At 37.1% G+C, this 7,971-nt stretch carries 9 protein-coding genes; 7 read left to right on the top strand and 2 right to left on the bottom strand.

The features are described from left to right. Positions 1–66: 66 nt before the first annotated feature. The gene (locus V7138_RS14855) at positions 67–990 is read right to left on the bottom strand and encodes a nuclease-related domain-containing protein (RefSeq protein ID WP_335398679.1); all 924 of its coding nucleotides are present in this window, start codon (positions 988–990) and stop codon (positions 67–69) included. Between the two features lie 188 nt (positions 991–1,178). Here V7138_RS14855 and V7138_RS14850 point away from each other — a divergent pair, with 188 nt between their 5' ends. The 3 genes from V7138_RS14850 to V7138_RS14840 all read left to right on the top strand — a co-directional run bounded on the left by V7138_RS14850 (position 1,179) and on the right by V7138_RS14840 (position 3,636). Then, on the top strand, positions 1,179–1,784 hold the full coding sequence (locus V7138_RS14850) for a molybdenum cofactor guanylyltransferase (protein ID WP_335398677.1): 606 nt from the start codon (positions 1,179–1,181) through the stop codon (positions 1,782–1,784). Positions 1,785–1,962: 178 nt separating this feature from the next. After that, positions 1,963–2,256: a DUF5316 domain-containing protein gene (locus V7138_RS14845; RefSeq protein WP_335398675.1), complete on the top strand. Its 294-nt coding sequence runs from the start codon at positions 1,963–1,965 to the stop codon at positions 2,254–2,256. Between the two features lie 255 nt (positions 2,257–2,511). Further along, positions 2,512–3,636, top strand: a complete 1,125-nt coding sequence (locus tag V7138_RS14840; protein WP_335398673.1) for a TIGR04053 family radical SAM/SPASM domain-containing protein — start codon at positions 2,512–2,514, stop codon at positions 3,634–3,636. Between the two features lie 41 nt (positions 3,637–3,677). On the opposite strand, the gene V7138_RS14835 is transcribed toward V7138_RS14840, so the two are convergent. Beyond that, entirely contained in the window at positions 3,678–4,382 is a 705-nt protein-coding gene (locus V7138_RS14835; protein ID WP_335398671.1) for a Crp/Fnr family transcriptional regulator, read from the bottom strand. Positions 4,383–4,555: 173 nt separating this feature from the next. On the opposite strand from V7138_RS14835, the gene modB reads away from it, so the two are divergent. The 4 genes from modB to V7138_RS14815 all read left to right on the top strand — a co-directional run bounded on the left by modB (position 4,556) and on the right by V7138_RS14815 (position 7,969). Beyond that, complete coding sequence (gene modB / locus V7138_RS14830) at positions 4,556–5,209, top strand: molybdate ABC transporter permease subunit (protein ID WP_335398669.1); 654 nt, start codon at positions 4,556–4,558, stop codon at positions 5,207–5,209. 135 nt (positions 5,210–5,344) lie between these two features. Beyond that, entirely contained in the window at positions 5,345–5,869 is a 525-nt protein-coding gene (locus V7138_RS14825) for a cytochrome C oxidase subunit II (RefSeq protein WP_335398667.1), read from the top strand. 14 nt (positions 5,870–5,883) lie between these two features. Beyond that, positions 5,884–7,371, top strand: a complete 1,488-nt coding sequence (locus V7138_RS14820) for a cbb3-type cytochrome c oxidase subunit I (protein WP_335398665.1) — start codon at positions 5,884–5,886, stop codon at positions 7,369–7,371. Beyond that, positions 7,361–7,969: an SCO family protein gene (locus V7138_RS14815; RefSeq protein ID WP_335398663.1), complete on the top strand. Its 609-nt coding sequence runs from the start codon at positions 7,361–7,363 to the stop codon at positions 7,967–7,969. The genes V7138_RS14820 and V7138_RS14815 overlap by 11 nt, the downstream gene beginning before the upstream one ends. The last annotated feature ends 2 nt before the right edge of the window (positions 7,970–7,971 follow it).

Raw genomic sequence — 7,971 nt, 5'->3', positions numbered from 1 at the left:
CGGTATATCGAGAACACGAGAAACAATAACTGATATCCGCAAACATAATTAGGTGCTCTATTAAAGTCAATATTCTTCTGATTTTACAAAATATGATGTTCTACCTTTAGTTACAAGCTTATATTTTTTTAACAGATATTTTCTTATTGTTAATCTAGATCTAATAACTCTACACCATTCCATTATCTGATTCGTTGTAATCTTTCTATTTGGAAAAAGTAAGGTAAATTCCCTCACACTTCGTAACACCGCTGATTCCTTATGTTCTAGCTTTCGACAACTCGGACATACTAAAAAATTTTGATTGGCTGTATCCATAAATGTACATCCACGTCGACAAACAATTCCCTTCTCAATTTCTTCATACGTGTAATCTGGTAACTGCTTATATTGAGACTCCTTAATGTGCAAAGAGACCAATTTTTCAGCTAATCGCATATGTCCAGCAGGAATTTCCCCAGCAGCCAAAGAATTTATTTTATTCAAAAATCGACCTAGTTGTGAGTGAAATATAAATGGGCCTTTTACGGGTGCTTCATATAAGTAAAACTCAGGGTTGATAAATACAATCTCGGATTCAACAGCCAAATGAAATCTTAACTCTTGTAAAAGTTGCCGAAATAAAGATTCACTGCGGGAGACTTGAATGAGTGGGTTTTTAATTTCTTTTCCGGAAAGTAGGTGCCATCTATCACCGTCGATGTAAGGATCGCCTTCGAAGTTTTTTACTTCAAAGATAATAATTTTCTTTTGAGTAATTAGTAGGGAATCGATTTGAAATTGGGTGTTGTTTACTTCCAAGAGAAGATTGTTTAAAATGAGGCATTCGTTTGTGAGGCCTAAAAGTAATTGGTCAAATTGTTTTTCACCGAGCCAGCCTTTGTTGAGGTATATGAAGTTGTTTTTTTCTTTTTCGTTTAACCTCTTGCGTACTCGTAAAGAACGGAATAATTCTAATTCAATATTTTCACCACGAGATTTAACTATCAATTTTCCACATCCTTTCAACAATATTTTACAAAATAATCTGTTTTTTCACAATGCTTCCTTTTAAAAATTACACAGATTCCCTGTTAAAAAGAGAACTAGTCAAAAACCTAACAAATGCCTACACCTTTTCATTTGGAAGACTGTGTTAACCGTGCTACTATGAAGAAAAAGAAAAAGGGAGTTTCATAATGAGTAAACCAAAAATTACAGGAATTCTATTGGCTGGGGGAGAATCAAGAAGATTTGGAAGCCCTAAGGCATTTGCCAAACTCCATCATAAGCACTTTTTTCAATATGCAGTCGAAGCGTTGGAAGGAAATGTGAGCAAGCTCCTTATTGTAAGTCATCCTTCATTAAAACAGCATTTTCAAGAGAAAACTTCAGTAGACGTGATTGAGGATTTGCCTGAAATTAAAGGGAATGGACCACTTGCAGGCATATTTACAGGCATGCAAAAAGAAGCTTCAGATTGGTATATGGTTTTACCTTGTGACACCCCTTTTGTAACAGATGAACTTGTTAAGCAACTCCTCAAGTTTACAAATGACCAAAGGCTCGATGCCGTCGTTCCTGTCATCAATGATCGAAAGCAGCCATTAATCGCTATTTACCATAAAAGAGTTGCAAAGAAAATAGAGCAATTGTTAGAAAATCAAAATTTTAAAATGAGCCATTTGTTAGACTCATGCATAGTAAAATATGTAACAAATCAAGATCTTCAACTTCAAGGCCAGGAATTCGAAAACATCAACAGCCAAATTGAATATGAAAAAATACAACAAAAACCAAATTGAGGGCCCACATGATGTGGGTCACTAATACCAAGACGTTGTCACAGTTAAGCAGCGTTCTTAGTCTTTGTTCCTTAAATAGTATGAATGGCTTTATCGGAAATCTTGTTAACTACTCATAATTTTCTGAAAAATGCGATAAAATAAGAATACAAGACGTTTTGAAAAGGAGGGCTAATATTTGAGAGTAGGCTTAGTATTAGGCATATTAACCTCTGGACTTCTACTGCTCATTGGTTTGTCTACTCGACAATTTGAAACATATTCAGTTATTTCTGGGACGCTGGGGGTTATTTGTTTCTTGCTTGCGGGAATTGTTTCGGATTCCTTTATTAGTGGAGACCGGGCAAGAGCGAATTACTACACCGAAACCAATCATAACCGCAAAAAAAGATTCCGATATTCTTATTTATTTTTCCTCTTGGGGGCACCAAACCTACTTGTAGCTGTAGTGCTAACCCTAAATTACATGTAAACACTTCTTCAATATATTTTCACTTCCATTATTTTTTCACATATTTTAGATGTCTACCTTCAGGGGGCTTTCGACTATCTGCCTAGCTCAGCGCCTCGGAAGATTTGGATTGTCTTAGGCTTACCACCATATACTCATGTTTTGTTATTCCGAATTGTGAACAATTTCAAACACCTCCTTAACCTGTGATGTACCTCACATAATTCACTTTTTTATAGTGTTAAAATGTGGACATTAACAAAGGAGGTTTGCCTCATGTTTGAAAGAGACTATAACAAATACCCATTTATTGTGATTTGGGAGCTAACAAGAGCTTGCCAATTAAAATGTTTGCATTGTCGTGCAGAAGCACAATATACAAGAGACCCTCGAGAACTTTCCTTTGAAGAGGGAAAAAAGCTAATCGACCAAATATATGAGATGAATAATCCAATGCTCGTGTTCACGGGCGGGGACCCCTTAATGCGTCCGGACGTGTATGATATTGCTGATTATGCGATTAAAAAAGGTGTTCGTGTTTCAATGACACCAAGTGCAACACCTAATGTCACAAAGGAAGCGATTCAAAAAGCAAAAGAAGTTGGCTTGGCACGTTGGGCATTTAGTTTGGATGGTCCAACTGCAGAAATTCATGACCATTTCCGGGGAACGAAAGGTTCATTTGATTTAACGATGAGAGCCATCAAATATTTGCACGAACTGGAAATTCCTATACAAATCAACACAGTTATTTCAAGATATAATGTTCATGCCTTAGATGAAATGGCAAAATTGGTTGAGGACCTGGATTGTGTGTTGTGGAGCGTCTTTTTCCTTGTACCTACAGGCCGTGGTAAGGAAACTGACATGATTTCACCTGTGGAACACGAGAAAGTTTTCCGTTGGTTATATGATTTAAGTAAACGTGTTAAATTCGATATTAAAACGACAGCAGCACAGCATTATCGTCGGGTCGTCATCCAATCAAAATTGAGAGAAACAAAGGATCCTGATAAACAAATTCGCTATGAAGACGCACTGATGAAGGGGAAAACCGGTCAGATTGATGGACTTGGAAGAGCGCCACAGGGTGTAAATGATGGCAATGGATTTGTCTTTATTTCTCATATTGGCGATGTGTATCCAAGCGGGTTACTACCTGTAATAGCAGGAAATGTCCGTGAAACACCATTAGCTGAAATTTATCGTGAATCACCAATTTTTAAAGATTTGCGTAATCCTGACAAATATAAAGGGAAATGTGGAGTATGTGAATTCCGACATGTATGTGGCGGATCACGATGCCGTGCATATGCAATGACGGGGGATTACATGGAGAGTGAACCATTCTGTGTATATATCCCAGAAGCTCTTCGTAAAAAGGAAAAAACATTTAAGTAATATAAAGACCCCTGGGCTCCCATGGGTCTTTTAATGGCTTCTTATTCAATACTGCAATACTTTGCTGGACATTCCTCACATTGTATTTCCCTTTTAATATATGCTAAGTCGTGAATTGTTATATAGCCTCTATAAACGGTGATTACCCCCATAGCACGCAAATCATGCAACATTCGGTTTACACTTTCTCTTGTAGTTGCACAAAAATTAGCGAGTTCCTGATTTGTTAAATGTAAATCAATTAGGATACCGTTATCGGTTTGAATACCATAACTATTGGTCATGCGTACTAAGGTGGAATACAATGCTCCTTTCCTTCCTAATAAAACAAGATCTCTAAATTTTGTTTGTGTTTTTCGGAAATGGTCACTCATCCATTTCATAAATTCAAATGCAAGGTTCGTATTTTCAAATAGTTTTCGTTCTAATTCGTCCTTTGGAATAACAGCAATTTCGCTATCTTCTAAAAGTAGACAATCAAATAAATACTTTGGTTCATCCGTAAATAATGTCAGCTCTCCAACGATTTCATTTTGGCTACAAATTCGAAGGGAGAGTTCGCTGCCATCAGACGTTCCTTTACTCACCCTCACCCGACCTGAAAGAATCAGATAAAGCTCAGATGCTTTCATACCTTCTCGAAATAAATAGGAGCCTTTTTCCAAATGAATCACATGATTAGCTGATTTCAAAAGCTCTGTTAATTCATCTGAGATTGCTGATTTTTGTAATGTTATTTGATTCATAGGTACCACCTTCCTAAGCAGGAATGCTATACTTTGCTTTAAGAAAATAATATAATGTTAGTTATTCATGAGGTGTATAATAAATCACACTTTTTGAAAAAAAGCTTTAAAGTGCTTGTAAAATAAGGGATTATGTCAATTATGAACAATTATTAACAATTGAGGTCTGGATTATGGAACAGCTTTTTTGGTCACCTATCAAACTATCAATAACCATTGCGATCACAGCGGGATGTATTGTCTTATTACTTGGTTTGGTTACAGGAAAGTGGATGGCACATAAGCAATTCAAGGGTAAACTCATTCTCGAAACACTATTAATGCTGCCACTTGTCCTTCCTCCGTCAGTAGTTGGTTTTTTATTAATCGTGATATTTGGAAGAAATAGTTTTGTTGGAACATTTTTTGAGAAATTAACTGGCCAACCCATTATGTTCACTTGGTGGGCTGCGGTTATTGCTTCTACCGTTGTGGCTTTTCCACTTATGTATCAATCTGTAAAAACAGGGTTTCGATCTGTAAATACCGAAATTGAGGATGCTGCTAGGACGGACGGAGCAGATGAATTTCGAATATTCCTTTACGTTTCCATACCACTGTCGCTTAAAGCCATCGTGACAGGGTTTATCTTAAGCTTTACTCGTGCACTAGGTGAATTTGGTGCAACCCTCATGTTTGCTGGTAATATACCTGGTAAAACACAAACATTACCAACAGCAATTTATGTGGCTATTGATACTGGGAACATGGAACTTGCCTGGTTATGGGTCATAACGACTATCTTTATTTCCTTTCTGATGCTCGCGTCAACCTATTTAATTAAATAAAAATGAAAAAAGATGCATTCTTGACAAGAATGTGTCTTTTTTCGTTTTCTGCCCATTTTGTGACAAACTTAACAGATTTATGGTTGAACAATATGTGAGAATCATGCTGAAAAGAGAATTTAGGAGGGGGTTCCTTTGTACCAAACAGCGGCTTGGTATCTTTCCATTATTTTAATGAGCTTAATTACAGTTATTTTTATTACCGTCGTCTTAAAAACAAATAAACGAAGAGAGTATGAGTCTATCCAGAAAAAATGGTACCGCTTTAGAACGATTTATTTCATTGCTTTACTCGTTGTATTTGGAACTGCAACGTTCTTTACACTTCAGGATCTTCCGTTTGAAAGACCAGTATATGGACAAGAGGAAAATCCGGTTATTGTCGATGTAGAAGCCGTTCAATTTGGCTGGAATATGAGCCAAACGGAATTCAAGGTTGGGGAATCAATTGAATTCGATATCACAAGCTCAGATGTTAACCATGGCTTTGGTATCTATGATAAAGACATGAATTTATTAGCCCAAACCCAAGCAATGCCAGATTATACAAACACTGTGTACTACACATTCTCGGAGCCTGGTACATACCAAATTTTATGTATGGAATACTGCGGACTTGCTCACCATCTCATGATTGGTGAAATTGTCGTAACAAATTAAGGAGGGGGTTAACGTTGTCTACTAATATTACAGCGGGAGGGACAAAAAACTCCCGTAATAAAACGATTGCTTTGTACCTATTAGCAGGTGGTTTAATCATTTTATCAATGATGGTATTTGGAGTTTTGATGCTACTCGCACAAGGAAAAATGATTGATGTGGACCCTGGATTTTTCTATGAGATTATGACTGTCCATGGAACAGGTATGATTGGTGCAGCGGCATTAGCCGCAGCTGCTGTGATGTGGTACTTCCTTAGTAAGTATGTTCAATTAAGCAAAACAATTTTGATCACGAATTTCATTACCTTTATCATCGGAGTCGTCTTGGTGTTAGTAGGTATATTCGTATTTAACTTTGCTGGAGCATGGACATTCCTATATCCGTTGCCCTCTATCACTGCTGGTGGATGGGGAGTAGCGGGAGCAGCGCTTTATTTAGGCGGTATGCTTATCCTTGGTGTAGGATTTTTGTTACTAAATTTAGATGTTGCTAGAGCAATTATTAAACAATATGGAAGCTTAGGAGGAGGGCTAGGCTGGTCCATTGTATTTGGAAAGGAAAAAGGCTATGGTCCCCCGGCGACTGTCGTAGCTAGTACTATGGTTTCAATTGTCAATACCACTGCATTAGTTGCGGGAGCAACAGTACTAATTATGAACCTTATCAATCTATTTATTCCAACTATCACAATTGATCCAATGCTTGCAAAAAATCTAACATATGCGTTTGGACATATCTTTGCAAACTCAATTATTTATATGGGTGTTATTGCGGTATATGAGATCTTGGCAGCTTATACAAATCGTCCTTGGAAGGCAAATCGTCCGTTTCTAATTGCGTGGAACTGTTCAACATTATTTACCATTACAATCTATACTCACCACTTGTTAATGGATTTTGCATTACCGAAGTGGATGATTATTTTAGGTCAGGTTCTTTCATATGCAAATGGATTACCAGTATTAGTTGTCACAGCTTATGGAGCGTTAATGATTGTTTATCGTTCAGGTATTAGGTGGGACATTGCCTCATCATTTATGTTTCTATCCATGTTTGGTTGGGTAATTGGTGTCGTACCTGCAATTGTCGATGCAACGATTGTTGTAAACCATGTAATGCATAACACAAAATGGGTACCTGGGCATTTTCATATGTATATGGGATTAGGCGCAACAGCAATGCTATTTGGATTTATGTATTACTTAGCAAAAGTGAATGGAAAAGAGAAAGAAACTTCGCTTGATACGATTAGTTTTTGGGTATACATTATTTTCTTCATTGGTTTATGTGGATCATTCCTTTTCTCTGGAAAAGTAGGTGCTCCAAGAAGATGGGCAGAGCACTTCCCAGAATGGATTCCATATGACCGTATGGGAGTAATCTTTGGTATCTTTATCGTCCTTGCTGTCTTGACATTTGTTATTCGTTTTTGGAATTTTTCCAGGTCAATTGATTATAAGTTTCAAGAAAAGATAGGCTCAGATCGCCATGTTGCGTAAAACTGTTGGAATTCTATTTGCACTAGTAGCGGGAATCTCTTTGCTATGGGTTGGTACAGATGGATTACAGGCTTTTACAGCAGAGAAGGCAAGAATTATTGAGCTAGAAAGGGAGCAGCCAAAGCTCCCTTCTGCAATATTAATCGATTCAAATTCAGAGACTTTTCACATACAGGAATTGGAGGGGAAATACACGCTATTTACCTTCATGTATACCAGTTGTGGGGATGTATGTCCGGTTTTGGAACGAAATTTTGCTGAAATCTATGAAAATATCCCAAAAGAAGTTCTGGGGAAAGAGGTCGTTCTAGTAAGTATAAGCTTTGACCCTGAAAATGATTCCCCAACTGTCTTAAAATCTTATTCAGACCATTTTGGAGCTGACGGAGAACAGTGGAAAATGGCAACAATTCAGGATGAACATGAATTACAAGACGTTTTAGATACACTTGGAGTTATAGTTATTCCGAATGAATATGGGGGATATGAACATAATTCTGCATTTTATGTTGTTAACCCGGAAGGAAAATTAACAAATATCTTTGATTACCAAAAACCACAAACTGTTGTGGAATACTTACATTCTTTTCTATTTTAGAG

Origin of the sequence: Bacillus sp. JJ1533, from assembly GCF_036965045.1 — a bacterium.
Classification (GTDB): domain Bacteria; phylum Bacillota; class Bacilli; order Bacillales; family Bacillaceae_L; genus Ferdinandcohnia.
The sequence above is the reverse complement of the archived record's forward strand: the minus strand, read 5'-3'. Positions and strand labels throughout refer to the sequence as shown.